Raw genomic sequence first — 22,083 nt, 5'->3', positions numbered from 1 at the left:
AACTGAAAATTAATAGATTTCAAATCTTAACATGAAGCGTTCTGAGTTTCGATTGGGCATAGGTATTTTTGTATTTTTGTTATATTATAACACTTCCTGATTTTATCGTTTTTAAGTGATTTCTACTCATGTTCCGTCTCCTTGCAATCAGTCTGCTGGCATTGTTCAGTACACTCAGTTGGTCACAAAGTCTGGTGGTGTCTACGCAGCCGATCTATCTGATTGCCAAGAAAATTACCCAAGGTGTGGAACAGCCGACTTTATTGCTGGCCAACCAAAGTGGACATGATGTGAGTCTGACTCCGGCGCATCGAAAAACTATTCAGAATGCAGGTCTGGTGATCTGGCTGGGTCAGGCGCATGAAGCACCCTTGGCCAAAGTGCTGAATGAAAGTAATAAAGGCATTGCACTGTTAGACTCGGGGATATTGACCACCTTGCCGATGCGTAATCCGCGTGGCGAGGCCTTAAAAAATACGGTAGACACGCATGTCTGGCTCGATCCGAATAATGCAGTGCGGATTGGTTTCTTTATTGCGGCGCTACGTTCGCAGCAATTGCCGGAGCATCGTGAACGCTACTGGAAAAATGCCCGTGACTTTGCACAAAACATGTTTGCGACGGCCCAGCGTTATAGTTCAAGCAACAAAGCCAAACCTTATTGGTCTTATCACGATGCCTACCAGTATCTGGAACGCCCGTTAAATTTAAAATTTATGGGTGCGCTGACCGATGATCCGCATGTTTCGCCAACCGTAGCCCAAATCAAGTTTTTACAGGATCATCGTCCACAGCGCAAAATGTGTCTGCTGGCCGAAGGTCATGCCAGTGAAAACCAGTACCGCAAACTCAATCCGGTACTGTTCCAGCATGTCGATGAAAGCATGAGCGGGGCAGGGGACTTTGTGCAGGCTTGGCAGCAATTGGCCGCCGAAACCCAGAAATGTGTACTAAATGCACGCTAATGATTTAAAAAATAGACAGATTTTGATTAGTTTAACAGCAGTGACCCGATTTAAAAAAACACGACTAAGGTCGGGAAAAGATTGCATGTTCAGGGGTGTAACTCTATAATGCCTGCGATTAAAAATAATCACCTGTTAAACTTGTCAAGCATGATTGCTGTGAGTGAATAAATAATGAGCCGAACTAGTCGCTTGATTGACCGACGATTAGCGAAAGCTTTGGTCCTCCTGCAAGCCTGTATGATCCCTGTTTCAGCCTTGATCGGCTGGGTCGTGAAAGACTCAACCGCAGCCTTGAGTGCAGCATTAGGTGCACTGGTATGTTGGCTCGCGACTTGTTATTTTTCGTGGCAATCGTTTCGAGCAGCAGGAGCCCGCGCGTCTAAACAAGTTCTTTCGAACATGTATAAAGGCTTGATGGGAAAGTTTGCCATTGTGATTGTTGGTTTCATTTTAATTTTAAGCAATGTTAAACCGTTGTCAGCGGTGGCGTTGTTTTGTGGTTTTATACTTGTTCAAGCCATGTCGTGGGTCGCTCCGTTTTGGGCGTCACGTCTACAAAAATGAGTATAAGCACAACAAGAAATTGAAAAGTTTTTCAGGAGCAGGCGAGATATCAAGCAGCACGCGATATTCGTTTGTTCTATTAGTTTTTTGACATTGACCAGGTGTGATTTATGGCTGCTGAAGAACATGCCCTTACTTCGACCGAGTATATCAAGCATCACTTGACCAACATGACCTATGGCAAAATGCCGGACGGTACGTGGAAATTGGCCGAGAGCGGTGCTGAAGCTCAACAGATGGGGTTCACTGCTATTCACTTGGATTCAATGGGTTGGTCTATCGGACTGGGTCTGATTTTCTGTTTGTTGTTCTGGTTGGTTGCGAAAGCGGCTAATGCTGGTGTTCCTACCAAGTTCCAGTCTGCAATTGAAATGATTATCGAGTTTGTAGATTCAAGTGTACGTGATACCTTCCACGGGAAGTCTCGATTAATTGCACCCTTAGCATTAACCATTTTCGTGTGGATTTTCCTCATGAACTTGATGGATTTGATCCCTGTTGACTTTATTCCTTATGTAGCTCAACACGCGATTGCTTCTATGCTGGGTGTAGACCCTCATCAGGTTTACTTTAAAATTGTTCCGACTACAGATCCAAACATTACCCTCGGTATGTCTATTTCTGTATTCTTCTTAATTATTTTCTATAGTATTCGTGAGAAAGGTGTTGGCGGCTTCGTTGGTGAGTTAGCACTGAACCCATTTAACCCAAGTAATCCAGTTGCTAAAGTGCTTTTAATTCCATTCAACTTATTGTTGGAATTGACTACTTTCTTGGCGCGACCAGTTTCATTGGCTCTACGACTGTTCGGTAACATGTATGCGGGTGAGTTAATCTTCATTCTTATCGCGTTATTACCGTTCTGGATCCAGTGGGCGTTGTCTGTGCCTTGGGCGATTTTCCACATTTTGATTATTACGCTACAAGCATTCATTTTCATGATGTTGACTATCGTGTACATGAGTATGGCAAGCGAAAAGCATTAATGGTATTGCCTAACTGTCAACGGATGGTTGGGCACACAATTTTTTAACTTAATTTGGTATAAAACCTAACCTCTGAGGAATTATCATGGAACTCACTTTAGGTCTAGTTGCAATTGCATCTGCTATCTTGATCGCTTTCGGTGCTTTAGGTACTGCGATTGGTTTTGGTCTTCTAGGCGGCCGTTTCCTTGAAGCTGTAGCTCGTCAACCAGAATTGGCTCCACAACTTCAAACTCGTATGTTCTTAATCGCGGGTCTTCTTGATGCTGTGCCTATGATCGGTGTTGGTATTGGCTTGTTCTTCATCTTCGCTAATCCATTTGTAGGTTAATCAGCTTAATTCCGAAATTCACTATTTGAGGAATTTGCAATGAATATCAACCTCACATTGTTTGGCCAAGCGATTGCGTTTGCGATTTTTGTCGCATTCTGCATGAAGTTTGTATGGCCACCACTAATCAATGCGATTAGTGAACGTCAGCGTAAAATCGCTGATGGCTTAAATGCTGCTGAAAAAGCGAAGGCTGACCTTGCAGATGCGCAAGCACAAGTGAAAGCTGAGTTAGACGCGGCAAAAGCACAAGCGGCTCAATTGATCGAACAAGCGAACCGTCGTGGTGCACAATTGATCGAAGAAGCGCGTACCCAAGCTGCGGCTGAAGGTGAGCGTATTCGTCAACAGGCTAAAGAAGCTGTTGATACTGAAATCAATGCTGCTCGCGAAGAATTGCGTCAACAAGTGGCTGCTCTTGCAGTAACTGGTGCTGAGAAAATTCTTAGCCAGCAAGTTGATGCAGAAGCTCACAATGCCATGCTGACTCAGCTGGCTGCTAAACTTTAAGAGAGGCGGATTATGGCTGAACTCTTGACGTTGGCACGCCCATACGCTAAAGCAGCATTTGCTTACGCTTCTGAGCAAAGTGCAACTGACTCTTGGTCAACAGCACTTGAATTGCTCAGTGCTGCGGTGCAAGACGAAGCATTTTCAGCTTATCTAAATCGCCCTGAGCTTACACCTGCCGAGCAGGTGGCTCTTTTTGCGAAAGTTTTAGGTGAAGACCAAACTGCAGCAGTGTCTAACTTCCTGACATTGCTTGCAGAGAATAACCGTTTGGTTCTTCTTCCTGAGATTGCAGCAGAATATGAGCAGCTTAAATCACAGAATAACAATACTGTGGATGTTGTGATTGAATCAGCATTCCCATTGACTTCTGTACAGGAACAACTTCTTACTCACGCATTAGAGAAAAAATTCGAAGCGGCGGTAAATGTTTCTGTAGAAGTTAACCCAGCGCTGATTGCTGGTGTAGTTATTCGTGCAGGCGACCAAGTGATAGATGATTCTGCGCTTAACAAGCTTGAAAAAATGCGTACTCGTCTTCTTGCTTAATTGCATTTAGAAGACTGAACTTTAAAAAGATTGAGGTATAGCGCAATGCAACAACTGAATCCATCCGAGATCAGTGCGCTCATTAAACAGCGTATCGGCGATCTGGACACCAGCGCAACCGCTAAGAACGAAGGAACCATTGTTATGGTTTCCGACGGTATTGTGCGTATTCACGGCTTAGCTGACGCTATGTACGGTGAAATGATCGAATTCGACGGCGGCCTTTACGGTATGGCACTGAACCTAGAACAGGATTCAGTGGGCGTCGTTGTTTTAGGTAACTACTTAAGCCTTCAAGAAGGTCAAAAAGCGCGTTGCACAGGTCGTGTATTAGAAGTTCCGGTTGGTCCAGAACTTTTAGGCCGTGTAGTAGATGCTTTAGGTAACCCGATTGATGGTAAAGGCCCTATTGATGCAAAATTAACTGATGCTGTTGAAAAAGTAGCACCAGGCGTAATTTGGCGTCAATCAGTAGATCAACCTGTACAAACTGGTTATAAATCAGTAGATACAATGATCCCTGTAGGCCGTGGTCAACGTGAGTTGATCATTGGTGACCGTCAAACTGGTAAAACAGCAATGGCGATCGACGCGATCATCGCTCAGAAAAACTCTGGCATTAAATGTGTATACGTAGCAATTGGTCAAAAACAATCGACTATCGCTAACGTGGTACGCAAGCTAGAAGAAACTGGCGCTATGGCGTATACAACTGTTGTAGCAGCAGCTGCAGCTGATCCAGCAGCAATGCTGTATCTAGCTCCGTACTCTGGCTGTACAATGGGCGAATACTTCCGTGACCGCGGTGAAGATGCGTTAATCATTTATGATGACTTGTCTAAGCAAGCTGTTGCTTACCGTCAAATTTCATTGCTTTTACGCCGTCCACCAGGTCGTGAAGCGTATCCAGGTGACGTGTTCTATCTACACTCGCGTCTACTTGAACGTGCTTCTCGTGTATCTGCTGACTACGTTGAGAAATTCACTAACGGTGAAGTTAAAGGCCAAACTGGTTCATTAACTGCATTGCCGATTATTGAAACTCAAGCGGGTGACGTATCTGCATTCGTACCAACCAACGTAATTTCGATTACTGATGGTCAGATCTTCCTTGAAACATCATTATTCAACGCGGGTATTCGTCCTGCTGTGAACGCGGGTATCTCTGTATCTCGTGTTGGTGGTTCAGCGCAAACTAAGATCATCAAGAAATTGTCTGGTGGTATCCGTACTGCTTTGGCGCAATACCGTGAATTGGCAGCATTTGCTCAGTTCGCTTCTGATCTTGACGAAGCAACTCGTAAGCAACTTGAACATGGTCAACGTGTAACTGAGTTAATGAAGCAAAAACAATATGCTCCTTACTCAATTGCTGACCAAGCTGTTTCAATTTATGCATCTAACGAAGGCTACATGGCTGACGTAGACGTTAAGAAAATCGTAGACTTTGATGCTGCGTTGATTTCTTACTTCCGTTCAGAACATGCTGCGTTAATGCAACAAATCGATGCCTCTGGTGATTACAACAAAGACATCGAAGCTGCAATCAAAGCAGGTATTGAAAGCTTTAAAGCGACTCAAACTTACTAATTTCAACCTCTGTTGAATTTAGTGTCGGTTTGGTTCACGGAATCAACCTTCGGAAGCTCGCAAGGGCTTTCGAATACTAGGTTAAGCGTATGGCAAATTTAAAAGAAATTCGCGCCAAAGTAGCTAGTATCAAGAGCACGCAGAAGATTACTCGAGCGATGCAAATGGTAGCAGCTTCTAAGATGCGTCGTGCGCAAGAGCGCATGGCTCAAGGCCGTCCGTATGCCGAAAATATGCACCGTGTAATTGCTCATTTGGTCCAAGCGAACCCTGAATACAAACACCGTTATATGGTTGAACGCCCGGTTAAGCGCGTTGGCTATATCATTGTGTCTTCAGATCGTGGCCTTGCTGGTGGTTTGAACATTAACTTGTTCAAGAAAGTGGTTAAACACGTTCAACAGCAACAAGAGCAGTCAATTGAAGTTCAATTTGCTTTAATTGGTCAAAAAGCGGTTTCGTTTTTTAAAAACTACGGCGGTAAAGTGCTTGGGGCGACGACGCAAGTCGGTGATACTCCAAGTCTTGAGCAGTTATCTGGTTCTGTACAGGTGATGTTGGATGCTTATGATAAAGGCGAGTTAGATCGTATTTATCTAGTGTCAAACGGCTTTGTCAATGCCATGACTCAAAATCAAAAGATCGAACAACTTGTTCCTTTGGCTGCTGCTGAAGAAGACAAGACTCTTAACCGTCAATACGGTTGGGATTATATCTACGAGCCTGAAGCTGAAGAGCTTTTAAATGGCTTGTTGGTTCGCTATATCGAGTCTGTGGTGTATCAAGGTGTGATTGAAAACATCGCATGTGAGCAGTCTGCACGTATGGTCGCTATGAAAGCAGCGACAGACAACGCAGGCGAGATCATTAAGAGCCTGCAACTTATTTATAACAAGCTGCGTCAAGCCGCGATTACTCAGGAAATTTCTGAGATCGTTGGTGGTGCCGCTGCCGTTTAACATTATTTTGAATTGAGGAGACAGCAATGAATAGCGGTCGTATCATTCAGATCATCGGCGCGGTTATCGACGTCGAGTTTGAACGCAACAGCGTTCCTAAGATCTATGACGCTCTCCAAGTAGATGGTACTGAAACTACTTTAGAAGTTCAGCAACAGCTTGGTGATGGCGTAGTTCGTACTATTGCAATGGGTTCTACTGAAGGCCTTAAGCGTGGTTTGAACGTAACTAACACTAACGCGCCGATTTCTGTACCAGTAGGTACAGCGACTCTAGGCCGTATCATGGACGTTCTTGGTCGCCCAATCGACGAAGCTGGTCCTGTTGCGACTGAAGCGCGTTTACCAATTCACCGTCAAGCGCCTTCTTATGCAGAACAAGCGGCTTCTACTGACCTTTTAGAAACTGGTATTAAAGTCATCGACTTACTTTGCCCGTTTGCGAAAGGTGGTAAAGTTGGTCTGTTCGGTGGTGCCGGTGTTGGTAAAACTGTAAACATGATGGAGTTGATCAACAACATCGCGAAAGCTCACTCAGGTTTATCTGTGTTTGCTGGTGTTGGTGAGCGTACTCGTGAAGGTAACGACTTCTATCACGAAATGAAAGATTCTAACGTTCTAGACAAAGTAGCAATGGTCTACGGTCAGATGAACGAGCCACCAGGTAACCGTTTACGCGTAGCGTTGACTGGTTTGACCATGGCTGAATATTTCCGTGATGAGAAAGACGAAAACGGTAAAGGCCGTGACGTACTATTGTTCGTAGACAACATCTATCGCTATACACTAGCGGGTACTGAAGTATCAGCACTTCTAGGTCGTATGCCATCTGCAGTAGGTTACCAGCCTACACTTGCAGAAGAGATGGGTGTTCTTCAAGAACGTATTACATCGACTAAGTCTGGTTCTATTACGTCAATCCAAGCGGTATACGTACCTGCCGATGACTTGACAGATCCATCGCCTGCTACAACGTTTGCTCACTTAGACGCAACTGTTGTATTGAGCCGTGACATCGCATCTTCTGGTATTTACCCAGCGATCGATCCACTAGACTCAACTTCACGCCAATTAGATCCGTTAGTTGTTGGTCAAGAGCATTATGAAATTGCACGTTCTGTACAGAACGTATTGCAACGTTATAAAGAGCTTAAAGACATCATCGCGATTCTTGGTATGGACGAGCTTGCTGAAGAAGATAAACTGGTTGTTTACCGTGCGCGTAAAATCCAGCGTTTCTTCTCTCAACCGTTCCACGTAGCTGAAGTATTTACTGGTGCTCCTGGTAAATTAGTATCTCTTAAAGAAACGATTCGTGGCTTTAAAGGTCTTCTAGCTGGTGAATACGATCACATCCCAGAACAAGCGTTCTACATGGTTGGTGGTATTGACGAAGTTATTGCTAAAGCCGAGAAACTTTAATTAGCTACTCTAATTTAGGAGATTCTCATGGCGACTATGCAATGTGATGTTGTAAGTGTTCAGGAGTCTTTGTACTCAGGCACTGTAACGATGCTAATTGCAAAAGGTGCTGGTGGTGAGTTGGGTATTATGCCTGGCCATGCTCCGCTGGTAACTTTGCTCCAACCTGGCGCGATCCGCGTTATTTTGGAAAACGGTACAGAAGAGTTGATCTATGTATCTGGTGGTGTTCTAGAAGTTCAACCGCACGTTGTTACGGTTCTTGCAGATACTGCAATCCGTGCTGACAACTTAGATGAAGCTGCAATTCTTGAAGCGCGTAAACACGCTGAAGCATTGCTTGCGAATCAAAAGAGCGATTTGGACTCTGCTGCTGCTTTGGCTGCTCTTGCAGAAACTGCTGCTCAGTTGGAAACGATCCGCAAAATCAAAAACCGCGCTCAGTAAGAGACAGTTTGAGATTGAAAAAACCACCCGAAAGGGTGGTTTTTTTATGATAAGAAGATTCTTAAATTTAAAAAAATTCTATAGGAAAAGGGTATGGCAGTTGAACATGTTATTTGGAAAGTTGGGGATACTCCTCAATTGCTTTGCAATTCAATTATTGATAGCGAAAAACTCTTAGAAGATCAGATACGTAAAGATATATCTATTTTAAATGAAAATTGGATGTTAATTGGACAGCAAGTCTATACAGATTTTAATAAATACATAGACTTATTGGCTGTTGATGCAGAGGGAAAGGTCATTATTATTGAATTAAAAAAGGATAAGACTTCAAGAGAGGTAGTTGCACAAATCTTAGATTATGCCTCATGGGTAATGGATTTGGATGCAACAAGATTATCTGAGATTTATTTAAAATATATTAACCAAAACGTAAGTTTATCAAATGCATTTGAAGCCAAGTTTGGTAATGAGCTATCTGAAGAATCATTAAATCAGAATCATTCTATGGTAATTGTATCGAGTGAATTAGATGCAAGCTCAGAAAGAATAATTAATTATTTGAATAAATACAGCACACTTAATATTAATGTCATGTTTTTCAAAGTCTTTGAGGATAATAATTCTAAATACATCAGTCGCTCTTGGTTGATAGATCCTCAAGAAAGTGAAGAAAGAGCAATAAGTAAAACAAATCAGTTACCCTGGAATAATGAGTTTTATTGTTCTTTTGGCTATGAGGAAGATGGACGTAGTTTGGATGATGCAAAGAAATATGGCTTTATATCAGCCGGGGGAGGAAGCTGGTATACCAATACACTGAATCTTCTTAATGAGGGTAATAGAGTATGGGTTAATATTCCGAAGAAGGGCTATATTGGTTTTGCTGAAGTGATAGGGCCAAAGACTTCTATAGATGATTTTTCCAAAGATAAGGAATTAGAAGGTAAATATCTTACATGCCTAGAGAATGGAGAAGATAATGCTGAATATGTAGTACCAGTGAAATGGATATATTTAGCAGATAATCCAGTTAAAGAATTAGGTTTTTTTGGTAATCAAAATACAATAGCAAAACCAGTCACTCCTAAATGGGAATATACAGTTCAGAGATTAAAAAAGATTTGGGATATTAGAGATTAATTTTTATTTGAGTTTGTTATTAATTTAATAGCAAACTCATTGTTCTCTTGTGATTAAAAGCATCATCAAAAATTGGTAATTCTAATTTTTTATATGCCACTCGAACCTTAACTTCAGCAATATTAGCTTTAGTTTAATATTTATTAGAAAACTTTATTTTGTACCACTCGATATAACTTTTACCCTTTCTCAGTAATGTTTTGAACCAATCTGTAAGCAGGCACACGCCATAAATAAATCAATGATAAGTTAAATAATTCGAACAGATACTCGCTTGTTATAACTTGATGCGATTGGGTTTTGAACAGGCGAAACTTATAATTGAAAAAGGGAAAATCATGGCTTATCAATCTATTAATCCATTTACCAATCAAAAATTGAAAGACTACCCCTCCCATAGCGATCAAGATATTCAAAATGCACTGGATGGTGCGGAAAAGATTTTAAAATCAGAATGGTCGAAGCAGGCCGATTTAAGAATTAAAGTATTAAAGAACATAGCCGAGCTTTTAAGAGAGCAAAAGTCTGAACTGGCCAAGCTCATGACTCTGGATATGGGGAAACTGATCAAGCAGAGTGAAGGCGAAATCGAAACCTGTGCCAAAATTGCAGAATACTATGCTGATCATGCCAAAGAATTTTTAGCGCCCGTGTCCTATGAAACGGAACTGGGCGAAGCTTGGGTCGAGCATCATCCATTGGGCATTGTTATGGCAGTTGAACCGTGGAACTTTCCGTTTTATCAACTGATGCGAGTGTTTGCACCGAACTGTGCCATCGGTAATCCGGTTCTGGCAAAACATGCCGGAATTGTACCGCAATGTGCGGAAGCCTTTGAACAACTGGTCTTGGATGCAGGCGCACCCAAAGGTGTCTGGACCAATCTGTTTATCAGTGGTGATCAGGTCGCTGAGGTGATTGCAGACAAGCGTGTGCGTGGTGTGGCATTGACAGGTTCAGAAGGTGCGGGCAGTGCAGTCGCTGAAAAGGCCGGAAAACATCTTAAAAAATCAACGCTGGAACTGGGCGGTAATGATGTGTTCATCGTACTCGATGATGCAGATCTGGAACGCGCGATCAAGTTAGGCTGTCAGGCGCGTGTCAATAATGCCGGGCAGGTATGTACGGCGGCGAAGCGATTTATTCTGCATGAAAAAATTGCCGAACAATTCAAGGCCGGCATGCTGAAAGCTTTTGAACAGTTAAAACTGGGTGATCCGCTCGATCCTGAAACCACTTTAGGACCGCTGTCTTCAAAAGATGCGCTGGAAAAACTCAGCGAGCAGGTCGAAAAGGCAGTAGCACAAGGCGCGACTGTGGTCACTGGCGGCAAAGCTGTAGAACATCAAGGCAATTTCTATGCACCAACCATTCTGGAAAATATCACGCGTGAAAATGAAGCCTGGTATGAAGAATTTTTTGGCCCAGTGGCACAAATCTATGTGGCGAAGGATGATGATGAAATTGTCGAAATTGCCAATGATTCCAATTATGGTCTGGGTGGTGTGATTCATTCACAGGATATCGAGCGGGCGAAAAAGCTAGCGTCACGGGTAGAAACTGGCATGATCTGGATCAACTGGTTTACTGATACCACGCCTGAGTTACCATTTGGTGGAATTAAAAATTCCGGTTATGGGCATGAACTATCGATTGATGGTTTTAGAGAATTTGTGCAGAAGAAACTAGTTGTCGTCAGAAGCCCGAAAAAATAATATGATCTGATGTCAAAGAAGCCACTATTCAGTGGCTTCTTTGTCTGGTTGGTCTGGATATTCTTCACGTTTGCCGCCTTCATAACTGGCAAAGCGCGGATGTTCTGGTGCAAATGACGGTTCAGCACTTGGCCAAGGCCAGCCACCAAACTGGGTTTCGCGATAACGGCGAAAAGCAGTATCTAGCTCTTGCGGACTATTCAGCACAAAAGGCCCATGCATAGCCACCGGTGCACCGATCGGTTCACCTTCCAGCCATAAAATATGTGATTCCAGCAGCCCACCTTTGAGCTGAATATCTGCATCCGGTTTGAGTTCAAGTAGATGCTTCGGCGCTATCTTCTGTCCTTCCAGTTCCAGGCTTTTACCTTGATAAAAATAACAAAAACGCGTTGCAGTAGCAGTGCTGGCAGGAATGGTTAATTCTGCTTCCGGCTTTAAAGTGATTAAATACATATTGAGTTGATTCTCTGGCATGGCTGCCCATGAATGTGGCGGACGATCCAGTGCCTGAGTCTGTTTAAACTGTCCTGAAATGACCCGGATCTCCGCTTTACGTCCGGTCGCATCGGCTGAAAATACATGTGGAATATGTTCACGCCACAACATTTTATAATCGGCCGGCTGCTTTTTTTGTTCCGGTGAGGAATTCAGCCAGATTTGAAACAGCTCCAGAGGATTGTCCTGATCCTGATGGACTAAAGGAAACATCTCGCAATGCTGTACCCCATTGCCGGTAGTCAGCCATTGCACATCACCCGCGCCATAACGTCCCGAGTTTCCCAGCGAGTCAAAATGATCGACATAACCGCGCTCGACAATGGTAATGGTTTCAAAGCCAGTATGCGGATGCTCCGGAAAACCGGGAATACTCTCGCCATAATACATGTCATATTCATGCTGCTTTGGCGGGGAAACTGGGCCTAATTCGGCATTGCCTTGTGGATAATGATCTTGATGATGAACGGTAAAAATAAAAGGATCTTTCAGATCAAGCCGGGATGTGACTGGAACCATAGAATACAGCACTGAATTCGACATGATTGAACTCCTGATGATCTGATTAGATGAAAATTCCTGATCTAAATATAATTTTTATAATCCATTGCAGTGTATAGCCTGCACCGCAGTTAAGAAAGGCGCTTTTCGATCAAGCGCCTCAAAATGAGATTTTTAGGTATTTTAAGTATTGTCCTGATCAGTATTGCTCTCTGATTCCTGATCTGGATTCTGGATCAGCAAGCCGGCCAGTTTGACCATTTCGGCTTGAACATTCACCATCTGCGATTCAATCTTTTTCAAGTCCACTTGGCTAAAATCCACCTGACCATTCAAGAGGGGAGAAGCCAGCACTTGCTGGTTTGCAGACATCATATTATTACGAATCTGGTCAATTTCCTGACTTTTCAAGTTCAAGTTGCCCAGTACCTGATTAAAACTGCTGAGTTGCTGTTGAAGCTGGGTCGCAGTGGACTGCAGTTGCTGGGTATCTTTGGCTTCAACCGCCGTTTGCAGTTCGGTCTGGGTCTGTTTTAACTGTTCCACATAACTGCCGGCCTTGAGCTGCAAGTCGGCTACATCACGAACCATATAAAACATATTGCCCGATTTAAGCTCGGTTTGCGCTGTTGAGCTCTGTTGCTGAGAGGCTGGTTCCAGATCTGAGGTCGTGGTATCTGCCTGTTCAGCCGGTGCTTCGACAGCCTGATCACAGCCCATCAGTAAAATTCCAGAGCTAAATAATGCGAAAGGAAGGACAGCATTGGCAAGAATCTTGGACATGGAATCAGGGTCTCGATACAGGTGATGGAATTTGAGTAGTATCTAATATAAGGACAAACTATGGAGATAAAAAAGATTGTTGCAAACTCATAACAATTCTTCTGGGTTGCGAACGTTGCTCTATTTAAAAACAAGAAAAAGATTATTAAAAGCTGGTAAAGAAGTACTTTGCTCTCACCAAATTGGCTTGTTTGGCCTGCAATCACTTTGAAAATATTTTAGGTGAATTTGAATGCAATTAAATAATCGTTTTTAAATAAAAAAAATAAGTATCTACCAAGAAAATAGATACTTATTTCAAGCTTGATGCTTATGAGAATAATCGAGAATTATTTTGCAAGTTCTGCATTCACTGCATCGACAATCCGTGGATCATCTGCAGTAATATCTGGAGCAAAACGTGCCACTACTTCACCATTTTTATTGATCAGGAATTTTTCAAAGTTCCAGAGCACTTCTGGTGGCTGATTTGGGGTTAGACCATAATCGACCAGATCTTTCCACCAAGGGCCTTCACCGATACGTTCCGGTACAGCCTGCGTAAGGGTGGCATATAAAGGATGCTTGTCTTCGCCTGCAACAGAGATTTTAGCAAATAGCGGGAAGTCGACTTTATAATTCACTGAACAGAATTCCTGAATCTCGGCTTCACTACCCGGTTCCTGTTCCAAAAAGTTATTGGCAGGGAAGCCCAGAATTTCCAGACCTTCTGTTTTTTTGTCCTGATACAGTTTTTGTAAGCCTTCATATTGCGGCGTCAGGCCACATTTAGATGCGACGTTAACCACCAGCAAAACCTTACCCTGGTACTGGTTTAAAGTGGTTTCTGTTCCTTCAATAGTTTTGACTGGAATGTCATATACAGAGCGAGTCATTAGATTTCCTGTTTATTGCGACTGAACGGTATTTGTTTTAACGGGTATTCGCTTTCAGTACAAGTAGAAACAGGTGAGCTCAGTTACTTAAAGCTGCAAATTGCCTCAATATTATGTGAAAAATCTATTATGCTAGGATGCGCGAATAGAAATAGCTTAATAACAAGATCAGCGATTCATGGATGAAAGTATGACACAGCAACAAAAGGCAGTCTGGTGGGCCATGGCCTTACCACTGGCCGCAGTTTTGATTTGGTCTTTGAATATGACCGTCACCCGCTATGTGGCAGATTACATTTCTCCCATCAGTATCAGTTTTTATCGCTGGGCCTTGGCCTTGCTGATTTTAACTCCATTCATGTTGCCCAAAGTCAAAGCGGCGTGGCCGCAGATTCGTCTGCATCTCGGACATTTTGCTATTTTGAGTGCGCTGGGAATGGTGCTGTATCAGGGACTGGCTTATAGCTCGGCACATTATACCACTGCGACCAATATGGGCCTCATCAATGCCTTTATTCCTATTTTCACCATTATCGTGGGTATTTTTGTTTTAAAGATTCGCCCGACACAAGCTGCAGTGCTGGGAAGTCTCTTGTCCTTTATTGGCTTGATGTATGTCATGGCACAAGGGCAGGGCTTACAGTTTTTAACTGTCGGTGAAAGTTATATTGGCGATCTGTTGATGTTGATCGCAGTATTTTTCTATGCTTGTTATGGCGTGTTTCTGAAGAAATGTCAGATTCAGATTCCACTCTTAGTGAGCCTGTATATCCAGATTTTTATGGCCTTTCTCTATCATATTCCTTTGGTATTGATTTTAGGTCTGGACAGCATCAATCACGCTAATGCAGCCAGCATTATCTATGCCGGAATTTTCCCATCCATTGCCGCACCCTTGTTCTGGATGATGGCTGTGCAGCAACTTGGTCCCAATCGCAGCAGTATTTTTATGAACCTGATGCCGGTTTTTACTGCAGTAGTCGCATATTTGTGGTTAGGTGAAGCCTGGACCATGTATCACAGTATTGGCGGTGGCATTATTTTACTCGGAATCCTTTGGGCTCAATATCCCGGAAGATCCGCTTAATCAGGAATTAAAAGAGCTGGTTAATAATTTTGTCTGATTAAACATTGAGCGGTTGATCAAAACTTTTTTAATTGAAATCCCCTTTTAAATGCTAATTTTCAAATGTTAAAACAAATAGAAAAATATCGTTTTATTTTAAAAAGAGAATAGAAAGAGCAAGATATTTTGAATATTGGTTAAAAATTGTTTGCTATTAATAGAAAATATGTATTATTTGATTGTTTTATTGTACTTGTCGTTGTGCTCAGTTTCTTTCATAATGCGCCCATCGAGAATGATCAATCAAGAAAATCCTTGTTTTATCAGACTCCCAGAGATTTTCTGAACCCTCTGGATGTGATTTATGCACATCCTTTTTTATGCTCAGCCATCCCTATATGGCTGAGCTTTTTTTTGTCTTAAAACTTTAGTCGGGCTTGAGTGTCCCGACTAAATCAGACAGGACTCAGTCACGAATAACTACACCAGTCACTGCATCAATGATCCGGCTTGGTTGCTGACTTAAACCGAGGTCACCATTTAGATAATTCAGGTTCTGGTCAAAATAGCGGATCGCATCCTGAAGTGAGCGGGCAGGTTCCATGCCGGCAGGGTTGGCACTGGTCGAAACGATAAAACCGCCAAAGGCCTGACACAGTGCCACACAGAGTGGGTGAGTGGTTACACGTACGGCTACTTTAGGATGATGACCTTTAATCCAGTCAGGAATATCTTTATTTGCAGGAAGTAGCCAGGTGGTCGCGCGATCAGCAGGTCTGTCATGGTTCCAGGATTCAATCACTTTTTCACGCATTTCTTCGCTTAAATCCTGCAGCAGATGTTCTACCTGTGAAAGATGAGCTGCCAGCAGAATCACACCTTTCTCAATCGGGCGTTGCTTCAATTCTAGAATCTGATGAAATGCCTGTTCATTATAGGGGTCGCAACCCAAGCCCCAAACAGCCTCTGTAGGATATGCCAAGACTTGTCCATCTTTAAGCCATGCTGCTGCTTCGGCAACAGAGGTAGTGATCATGTGGATACCTTATATCAAACAACAAAGCGCTATTGTGAACCTTATTTGAGAATCCGACAACGTAGATAGAGGCCGGCTTGCTGGGTACAAAAACCGAGTAACTCCAGTTCCATGAGTTGGCTGGTCAAAGCAGATACTTCTTGCTGAACCTGCGTTCCCAGTTGATCCAAACTCTGTCCCACCCAGTCCAGCTGATTATACAGACTGAGCAGATGCGGTGGAATTTGCTGTGATGTTGCTTCAGTAACTTTCGTTTTGGTGGTATTTTCTAAAGCCTGCCATTGCGTCGCCAGTGCCAGTTCTTCGATGACCTGCTGTGGATGATCAATCAGAATCGCACCCTCACGAATCAGTTGGTGACAACCCTGATAATGCTCGCTGTAAATATGTCCCGGAATGGCAAACACAGTTTTACCTTGCTCAGCTGCCAGTTTAGCCGTAATCAGAGAACCACTTTTTAATGCAGCTTCTGCCACAATCACACCTAGACTTAAACCACTGACGATTCGGTTGCGCCGTGGGAAATGGTGCTGCAAAGGCAGCGTATCTGGTAGAAACTCACTGATGACTGCACCACCGTGCTCAATGATTTGCTGGCGTAGTGATTGATGTTGTGCTGGATAGGTTTGATCCAGTCCGGTCGCCATCACCGCAATCGTGCCTTGATGCTGTAACGCAGCCCGATGCGCTGCTTCATCAATACCGTATGCCAGACCGCTATTGATATAGAAACCCTGTTCACTCAAATAAAAAGCAAAGTCATAAGCTACTTGCCGGCCGTGTGGACTGGGTTTGCGGCTGCCCACAATGGCAATCTGTGCCTGAAGCAGGGTATCGGATCTACCCTGACCAAAAATGATTGGGGGGTTATCTGCATAAGGATGCAACTGCTGAGGATAATGCGGATCGCTGTGCAGCAAAATAAAATCGCTATCCTGCTGGATCTGCTGCAGACATCGCTGAAATTTTTGCTGCGCTTCTGGGAGGTAAAACTCTTTTAAGCGCTGCACATGATTGGCATGAAGGCCGAGTGCTTGCCAGACGGGTACTTGATCCGGCTGAAGGGCATGCGCCAGTTCGGCATAATGTTGACTGATTTTATAGAAACTCGAAAGAGAATGCTGAACCAGATACCATAACGTAATTGTTTCCAGTTGCGCGCGTGATAACGGGTTCAGCATATTGAGACCTATAGGGTTGTCTTCTTATTATTAAGTTTTTTTATTTAGACAAATATTTATTCATCTAAAAGAGGTGCTTGAATTCCTGCACCAACCTTGATTGGTAATTCGCTCTCTAGCACATAGGCATAGCTTAATTGATCGAAGTTTTTGAATACCATGATTTGGCCAATACGCTCACCTGGCAATTGCACACGTTCTTTAGTTTTCGGATCAGTCACCACTTCACCTTTTTGATTCACACTAAAGACATGACCCGTCTGAACTCCATGTGCCGTACCACGGTCAATGGTGACAACACTATGACGTGCTGCTGTACCAATTGACCCCAATACACGCACAATCTGGCCACCGGCAGCAATATTTTCTGCATTGGTCGGATAGAACAGAGTCGGTAACATTGGATCGTATTCTGGTAAGACACGATCACCGCGACGTACTTCAGCATTGTAACTATCTGTCAGTTCAAGTGTGGTCACATCACCTTCGCCACGAACTGCAATACCAGATGCCACCTGTTGCAGCTCAAGTGCAGCAGTATATTTCTTGCCGTTTGCATCCGTAAATACATACGGTTCAGCTTCACGATAAACGGCATAGCGTTGACCCACTACCAGACCGTGACCACGTGCATAAACTTTCTGGCCTTTGCCAGCCAGTACGCGCTGATCTGCAGTTCCGAGAATGTAGGGTGTGCCCTGAACTGAATCAGGCGCCAGAAGGGTATAGCGTTCCAGCCACTGCTTAATATGTTCAAGCGGAATCACGGGAATCGTATTATTTAAAGATTCAACACGAATCTGGGGTTGCAGAGAAGTACTGCCAAGATAGCGGCTGATAATACCTTCACAACCATCACCTTCGTCTTTACCAATAATCGGACGGCCTTGGTAATCACACATCAGCAGGCGGTCACCCGGGAAAATCCAATGTGGATTTTTCACGTGCTTATTACTGGCCCAGATTTCCGGCCAACGTACCGGATTTTTCAGGAAGCGTTTCGAGATATCCCAAAGCGTATCGCCTTTTTTCACTACATAAACGTTCGGTGCATTGGCTTTTAATGCCGGTGGATTGACGTTGCGTGCAGGTGCTGCCTCGGCAGAATGAATGGTCCCCATACTGACGCCGACACAAACGGCAAGTGCCAGCATCTGATTTTTAAACCCCAAGGCACTAAAAAATGGCATGCCCTTCAAAACCTTTTTCATTATCATAATTCCTAAAATTATGTGCGTAGTTGCGTTATAATAACGATCTTACACACATTTTTTTGATGAAGCATTCCCTTCATTTGGTTTTTTGATCAATGGCATAATTGAGGACGCAGTATGGCCTTATTACCTATTTTAAGTTTCCCGGATCCCCGTCTTCGTACCATTGCACAACCTGTCGAAGAAGTGACTGATGAAATTCGTCAGCTCGCTGCGGATATGTTTGAAACCATGTATGAAGCACCAGGTATCGGACTTGCCGCGACTCAGGTGGATCGTCATATTCAGCTGATTGTTATGGATCTGTCTGAAAATAAAGATCAACCGATGGTGTTTATTAACCCCAAAATCACACCATTGACTGAAGAAACGCAGCCCTACGAAGAAGGCTGTCTATCAGTTCCTCAAATATACGATAAAGTTGATCGTCCGTCACGCGTAAAAATCGAGGCAATTAATCTGGAAGGTCAAGCATTTGAGCTTGATGCTGACGGACTTCTCGCTGTGTGTATCCAACATGAAATGGATCACTTAAATGGTAAATTGTTTGTCGATTATTTATCGCCATTAAAACGTCAACGTGCACGTGAAAAAGTGGAAAAACTGGTACGCCAGCGTAATAAAGACAAGGTGGCAGTGAAACGCTAGGATCATTTTAAAGTTTATTTAAATGGTCTAGCAAAGCCTAATTCTGATTGGGCTTTGTTATAATCAACATAAGCATATTTTAGGAATAGCCTGTGTTTTTACGCGCGGGGCTGCTATTTGCATTTGCAGCTGTGTTTCTACAGATTGCTGTATTTTTACAGCCTTTGTTACCGAAGCAATATCAAGTTGCTCCGGTCTGTGAAACCATCACGCGTGCGCTTTTTATCGCGACAGATGCTCATGCGCAGCATAGCGCTGGCGAGCATACTCACCTTGTCCAATCTGATCATCTTCAACATGATCATCATGATGCTAATCATCAGTGTCAGTACTGTAAGGTTTATGCCAATTTGGTCTTACCGCCTGATCTGGACATCAAACAGGTTCTTGACCGGATTCATGTCCGTTTAATTGCTTATCAAAAAACCTTTAAGCATGTCTGGTTTGTCCTTCAGCAACTCTTCTTAATTCCTCAGGGGCGAGCGCCACCACTGCCTGCATAAATCTGCATTTTTCAGCTTGGGTTGGTATTGACTCAAGCCGTGCCTAATTTATGTATTTAGTGAGATAGAGAAATGGCTCAGCCTAAATTTTCTTTACAGCCACTTGCGGCTGCGATTTGTGTTGCTTGTTATTCTTCGGTGGTGATGGCCAATGAGGCCATGCCGGTGCAAACGTTTGCCCCAATTGTGGTGACGTCAGCAGCAGGTAATGATGCCAATGGGCTGATTGTCCGCGCCGACCCTAAACAGCCGATTCAACCCATTCCTGCCAGTGATGGTGCGGATTATTTGCAAAGTATTGTCGGCTTTAGTTCGGTCAATAGCGGTGCCGGCACCAATGGTGATGTGACGTTCCGCGGTATGTTTGGTTCACGAATTAAGATCCTGACTGATGGCACCGAAAACCTAGGCGCCTGTCCAAGTCGTATGGATTCGCCAACCTCCTATATTTCTCCGGAAAGCTATGACCGTATTTCGGTGATTAAAGGACCGCAAACGGTTCAGTATGCCAATACTGGCTCTGCGGCAACGGTGATTTTCGAACGCACACCGGAACAGTTTGATCAAGATCAAAACTATCGCGGTCAGGCCAGTGTCTTGATGGGATCTTTCGGACGTCTTGATCATAATGTGGAAGTTGCAGCAGGCGATGAACAGAAATATGTCCGACTCAATACCAATCGTTCGGTATCGAATAGCTATCAAGATGGTGATGGAACCACTGTGCCTTCAGATTGGGAGCGCTGGAATGCAGATCTGGCTTTGGGATGGACTCCAGATGCAGATACCTGGGTAGAACTAACGGGTGGTAAGGCGGATGGTGAAGCTGTTTATGCTGGCCGTGCAATGGATGGTTCCAAGTTCGCACGCGAAAGTCTAGGTTTACGTGTGGAAAAGCACAACGTCACGGATGTGATCCAAAAGATAGAAGCTCAGGTCAACTACAACTTTAATGACCATGTCATGGATAACTTTAGTTTACGTGAGTTCCAGCCTGGGGGTATGATGAGTATGCCTATGGCCACCAATGTGGCGCGTAAGACATTGAATGCGCGTATGGCAATGACCAGTGAATGGGATAAATTGCAGCTGATTACTGGTATTGATAGTCAGAATAATGAACATACTAAACGTAACGGAAGTCTGATGACGCTGTATCAAACTCAGCCACGAACTAAAGATATGGAATTCCAGTCTGTGGGAGCTTTTGGAGAACTGAGTTATCTGTTCAGTGATAACAATAAGCTGGTGTCTGGTGTTCGTCTTGATCAGGTCAATGTAGATGCTGTTCAATCTCAACAGGAACGCAAAGAAACTTTACCGAGTGCCTTTATTCGTTTTGAAAATCATCATCCCGATCATGATGATGGCAAGACCTATATGGGTCTGGGTTATGTCGAGCGTATGCCGGATTACTGGGAATTATTCAGTCCTAAAACGGGAAATGATAACGTTAATACTTTTGCCAATATTGATATTGAAAAGACATTACAGCTAGATTTTGGTTATCAACATGAGCATGGTCATTTCAATTCATGGGCATCCGCATACGCAGGTTTGATCAATGATTATGTGTTAACGACATATAAACCTACTGGCATGATGGGGATGCTCGAAGCACATACCCGTAATGTCGATGCCATTATCGCTGGTGCAGAAGCTGGAATTGGTTACCAGTTTACTGACCGCCTGCAGGCCGATATCAGCGCCATGTATGCCTGGGGTGAAAACACCACAGATAATACGCCTTTGCCACAAATCTCTCCTTTAGAAGCCCGTGTTAACTTGCGCTATGTTCAAGACAAATATAATTTTGGATTGCTATGGCGTGTAGTGGGTGGTCAAAACCGGATCAGTCTTAACGAAGGTAATATTGTGGGTTATGACAACAAGCAGAGCGCAGGCTTTGGCACTTTGTCTTTAAACGGTAGCTATCATATTATGGATAGCGTGGATGTATCAGTCGGAGTCGATAATGTCCTAGACCGGACTTATACCGAGCACTTAAATAAAATGGGGGCTTCCGGGACAGGTTTACCAACAACCGAGCAGTTTAATAATATGGGACGTAATTACTGGGCACGTGTCAGTATGAAATTCTAATTGTTACTCAGTACTCCAAAAGCCATTGCTCAATAGCGATGGCTTTTTAATTTTTAGCGTTGCAATCAATTTTTCCATATTTAAATAGGGCCTATGTATCTTGGAAGAAGACCGGATAAAACAAGTTTTGTGTATATAAACGCCAGGTTGATGAAAAATCAAACAAGAATAGAATGTGAATTGAACGATATAAGTCATGTGATAAAGATTATTATAATTTAAATTCAAATAAAACAATATCTTATGGTATTTACAGGTTAGTTTCGTTGGATGTGCTCAATAAAATTTAAAAATAATGAAAATAAATTAACTATATATAACAGTGTCTTATGTTTTCATTGGTTTGAAAAATAAACACACGATAAAAAATCTTTGCAAGAAGTGTTGCAAGGGCTCTGAAATGCTGTAGAATGCACATCCATCGGCGGTGATGAAGATTAAAACTTCTGATAAAACAGTGACTTAGTTAAGATTGATTGGGTTGGGTTTTAG

Annotated in this window: 22 protein-coding genes; 16 read left to right on the top strand and 6 right to left on the bottom strand. The window is 43.3% G+C overall.

Annotated features, from left to right (window positions below):
• The first annotated feature begins 128 nt into the window (after positions 1–128).
• From ACTL4S_RS10830 to ACTL4S_RS10775, 12 genes are all read left to right on the top strand, one after another.
• On the top strand, positions 129–965 hold the full coding sequence (locus ACTL4S_RS10830; protein ID WP_004280981.1) for a metal ABC transporter solute-binding protein, Zn/Mn family: 837 nt from the start codon (positions 129–131) through the stop codon (positions 963–965).
• Between the two features lie 174 nt (positions 966–1,139).
• On the top strand, positions 1,140–1,532 hold the full coding sequence (locus tag ACTL4S_RS10825; protein WP_004280982.1) for an ATP synthase subunit I: 393 nt from the start codon (positions 1,140–1,142) through the stop codon (positions 1,530–1,532).
• Between the two features lie 110 nt (positions 1,533–1,642).
• Positions 1,643–2,518: a F0F1 ATP synthase subunit A gene (gene atpB, locus ACTL4S_RS10820; RefSeq protein ID WP_004644859.1), complete on the top strand. Its 876-nt coding sequence runs from the start codon at positions 1,643–1,645 to the stop codon at positions 2,516–2,518.
• 85 nt (positions 2,519–2,603) lie between these two features.
• Entirely contained in the window at positions 2,604–2,849 is a 246-nt protein-coding gene (gene atpE / locus ACTL4S_RS10815) for a F0F1 ATP synthase subunit C (RefSeq protein ID WP_000424060.1), read from the top strand.
• 39 nt (positions 2,850–2,888) lie between these two features.
• Positions 2,889–3,359 carry a F0F1 ATP synthase subunit B gene (locus tag ACTL4S_RS10810; protein ID WP_004280990.1) on the top strand — a complete coding sequence of 157 codons (471 nt, stop codon included), beginning with the start codon at positions 2,889–2,891 and terminating at the stop codon, positions 3,357–3,359.
• Between the two features lie 12 nt (positions 3,360–3,371).
• A complete protein-coding gene (locus tag ACTL4S_RS10805; protein ID WP_004644860.1) occupies positions 3,372–3,908 on the top strand; it encodes a F0F1 ATP synthase subunit delta in 537 nt (178 codons plus the stop codon).
• Positions 3,909–3,953: 45 nt separating this feature from the next.
• Complete coding sequence (gene atpA, locus ACTL4S_RS10800) at positions 3,954–5,498, top strand: F0F1 ATP synthase subunit alpha (protein ID WP_004644861.1); 1,545 nt, start codon at positions 3,954–3,956, stop codon at positions 5,496–5,498.
• An 89-nt stretch (positions 5,499–5,587) separates the two neighbouring features.
• Positions 5,588–6,457 (top strand): F0F1 ATP synthase subunit gamma, encoded by an 870-nt coding sequence (gene atpG / locus ACTL4S_RS10795; RefSeq protein ID WP_004280996.1) that lies wholly within the window; start codon positions 5,588–5,590, stop codon positions 6,455–6,457.
• A gap of 26 nt (positions 6,458–6,483) precedes the next feature.
• Complete coding sequence (atpD, locus tag ACTL4S_RS10790) at positions 6,484–7,878, top strand: F0F1 ATP synthase subunit beta (RefSeq protein WP_004644863.1); 1,395 nt, start codon at positions 6,484–6,486, stop codon at positions 7,876–7,878.
• 27 nt (positions 7,879–7,905) lie between these two features.
• Positions 7,906–8,325, top strand: coding sequence for a F0F1 ATP synthase subunit epsilon (locus tag ACTL4S_RS10785; protein WP_004280998.1), 420 nt, complete (start codon positions 7,906–7,908; stop codon positions 8,323–8,325).
• Positions 8,326–8,418: 93 nt separating this feature from the next.
• Positions 8,419–9,468: a DUF8606 domain-containing protein gene (locus ACTL4S_RS10780; protein ID WP_441299335.1), complete on the top strand. Its 1,050-nt coding sequence runs from the start codon at positions 8,419–8,421 to the stop codon at positions 9,466–9,468.
• Positions 9,469–9,806: 338 nt separating this feature from the next.
• Complete coding sequence (locus tag ACTL4S_RS10775; protein WP_004281002.1) at positions 9,807–11,183, top strand: NAD-dependent succinate-semialdehyde dehydrogenase; 1,377 nt, start codon at positions 9,807–9,809, stop codon at positions 11,181–11,183.
• A gap of 24 nt (positions 11,184–11,207) precedes the next feature.
• Here ACTL4S_RS10775 and ACTL4S_RS10770 read toward each other — a convergent pair whose 3' ends face one another.
• The 3 genes from ACTL4S_RS10770 to ACTL4S_RS10760 form a co-directional block, all read right to left on the bottom strand.
• Entirely contained in the window at positions 11,208–12,224 is a 1,017-nt protein-coding gene (locus tag ACTL4S_RS10770; protein WP_441299334.1) for a pirin family protein, read from the bottom strand.
• A gap of 141 nt (positions 12,225–12,365) precedes the next feature.
• Positions 12,366–12,965 carry a PM1805 family lipoprotein gene (locus ACTL4S_RS10765; protein WP_441299333.1) on the bottom strand — a complete coding sequence of 200 codons (600 nt, stop codon included), beginning with the start codon at positions 12,963–12,965 and terminating at the stop codon, positions 12,366–12,368.
• A 329-nt stretch (positions 12,966–13,294) separates the two neighbouring features.
• Positions 13,295–13,840 (bottom strand): glutathione peroxidase, encoded by a 546-nt coding sequence (locus ACTL4S_RS10760; RefSeq protein WP_086044342.1) that lies wholly within the window; start codon positions 13,838–13,840, stop codon positions 13,295–13,297.
• Between the two features lie 190 nt (positions 13,841–14,030).
• Between ACTL4S_RS10760 and ACTL4S_RS10755 the strand changes: the two genes are divergently transcribed.
• The gene (locus tag ACTL4S_RS10755; protein ID WP_441299332.1) at positions 14,031–14,927 is read left to right on the top strand and encodes a DMT family transporter; all 897 of its coding nucleotides are present in this window, start codon (positions 14,031–14,033) and stop codon (positions 14,925–14,927) included.
• Positions 14,928–15,372: 445 nt separating this feature from the next.
• Here the strand turns inward: ACTL4S_RS10755 and tsaC are convergent, their stop codons facing one another.
• Genes tsaC through ACTL4S_RS10740 form a run of 3 tightly spaced genes read right to left on the bottom strand, consistent with a single transcriptional unit; the run spans position 15,373 to position 18,334 of the window.
• Positions 15,373–15,942: an L-threonylcarbamoyladenylate synthase type 1 TsaC gene (tsaC, locus tag ACTL4S_RS10750; RefSeq protein WP_121980267.1), complete on the bottom strand. Its 570-nt coding sequence runs from the start codon at positions 15,940–15,942 to the stop codon at positions 15,373–15,375.
• Positions 15,943–15,983: 41 nt separating this feature from the next.
• Positions 15,984–17,123: a DNA-processing protein DprA gene (dprA, locus tag ACTL4S_RS10745; RefSeq protein WP_086044344.1), complete on the bottom strand. Its 1,140-nt coding sequence runs from the start codon at positions 17,121–17,123 to the stop codon at positions 15,984–15,986.
• A 56-nt stretch (positions 17,124–17,179) separates the two neighbouring features.
• Positions 17,180–18,334 carry a LysM peptidoglycan-binding domain-containing protein gene (locus ACTL4S_RS10740; RefSeq protein ID WP_138742548.1) on the bottom strand — a complete coding sequence of 385 codons (1,155 nt, stop codon included), beginning with the start codon at positions 18,332–18,334 and terminating at the stop codon, positions 17,180–17,182.
• A 120-nt stretch (positions 18,335–18,454) separates the two neighbouring features.
• Between ACTL4S_RS10740 and def the strand changes: the two genes are divergently transcribed.
• From def to ACTL4S_RS10725, 3 genes are all read left to right on the top strand, one after another.
• Positions 18,455–18,985 carry a peptide deformylase gene (def, locus tag ACTL4S_RS10735; RefSeq protein WP_004644875.1) on the top strand — a complete coding sequence of 177 codons (531 nt, stop codon included), beginning with the start codon at positions 18,455–18,457 and terminating at the stop codon, positions 18,983–18,985.
• Positions 18,986–19,077: 92 nt separating this feature from the next.
• On the top strand, positions 19,078–19,488 hold the full coding sequence (locus ACTL4S_RS10730; RefSeq protein WP_310077381.1) for a DUF2946 family protein: 411 nt from the start codon (positions 19,078–19,080) through the stop codon (positions 19,486–19,488).
• 72 nt (positions 19,489–19,560) lie between these two features.
• The gene (locus ACTL4S_RS10725; RefSeq protein ID WP_441299331.1) at positions 19,561–21,591 is read left to right on the top strand and encodes a TonB-dependent copper receptor; all 2,031 of its coding nucleotides are present in this window, start codon (positions 19,561–19,563) and stop codon (positions 21,589–21,591) included.
• Positions 21,592–22,083: the final 492 nt, after the last annotated feature.

The sequence above is a fragment of the Acinetobacter lwoffii genome, assembly GCF_052078135.1.
GTDB classification, from domain to species: domain Bacteria; phylum Pseudomonadota; class Gammaproteobacteria; order Pseudomonadales; family Moraxellaceae; genus Acinetobacter; species Acinetobacter lwoffii_Z.
This window is presented reverse-complemented; position numbering and strand designations above follow the sequence as displayed.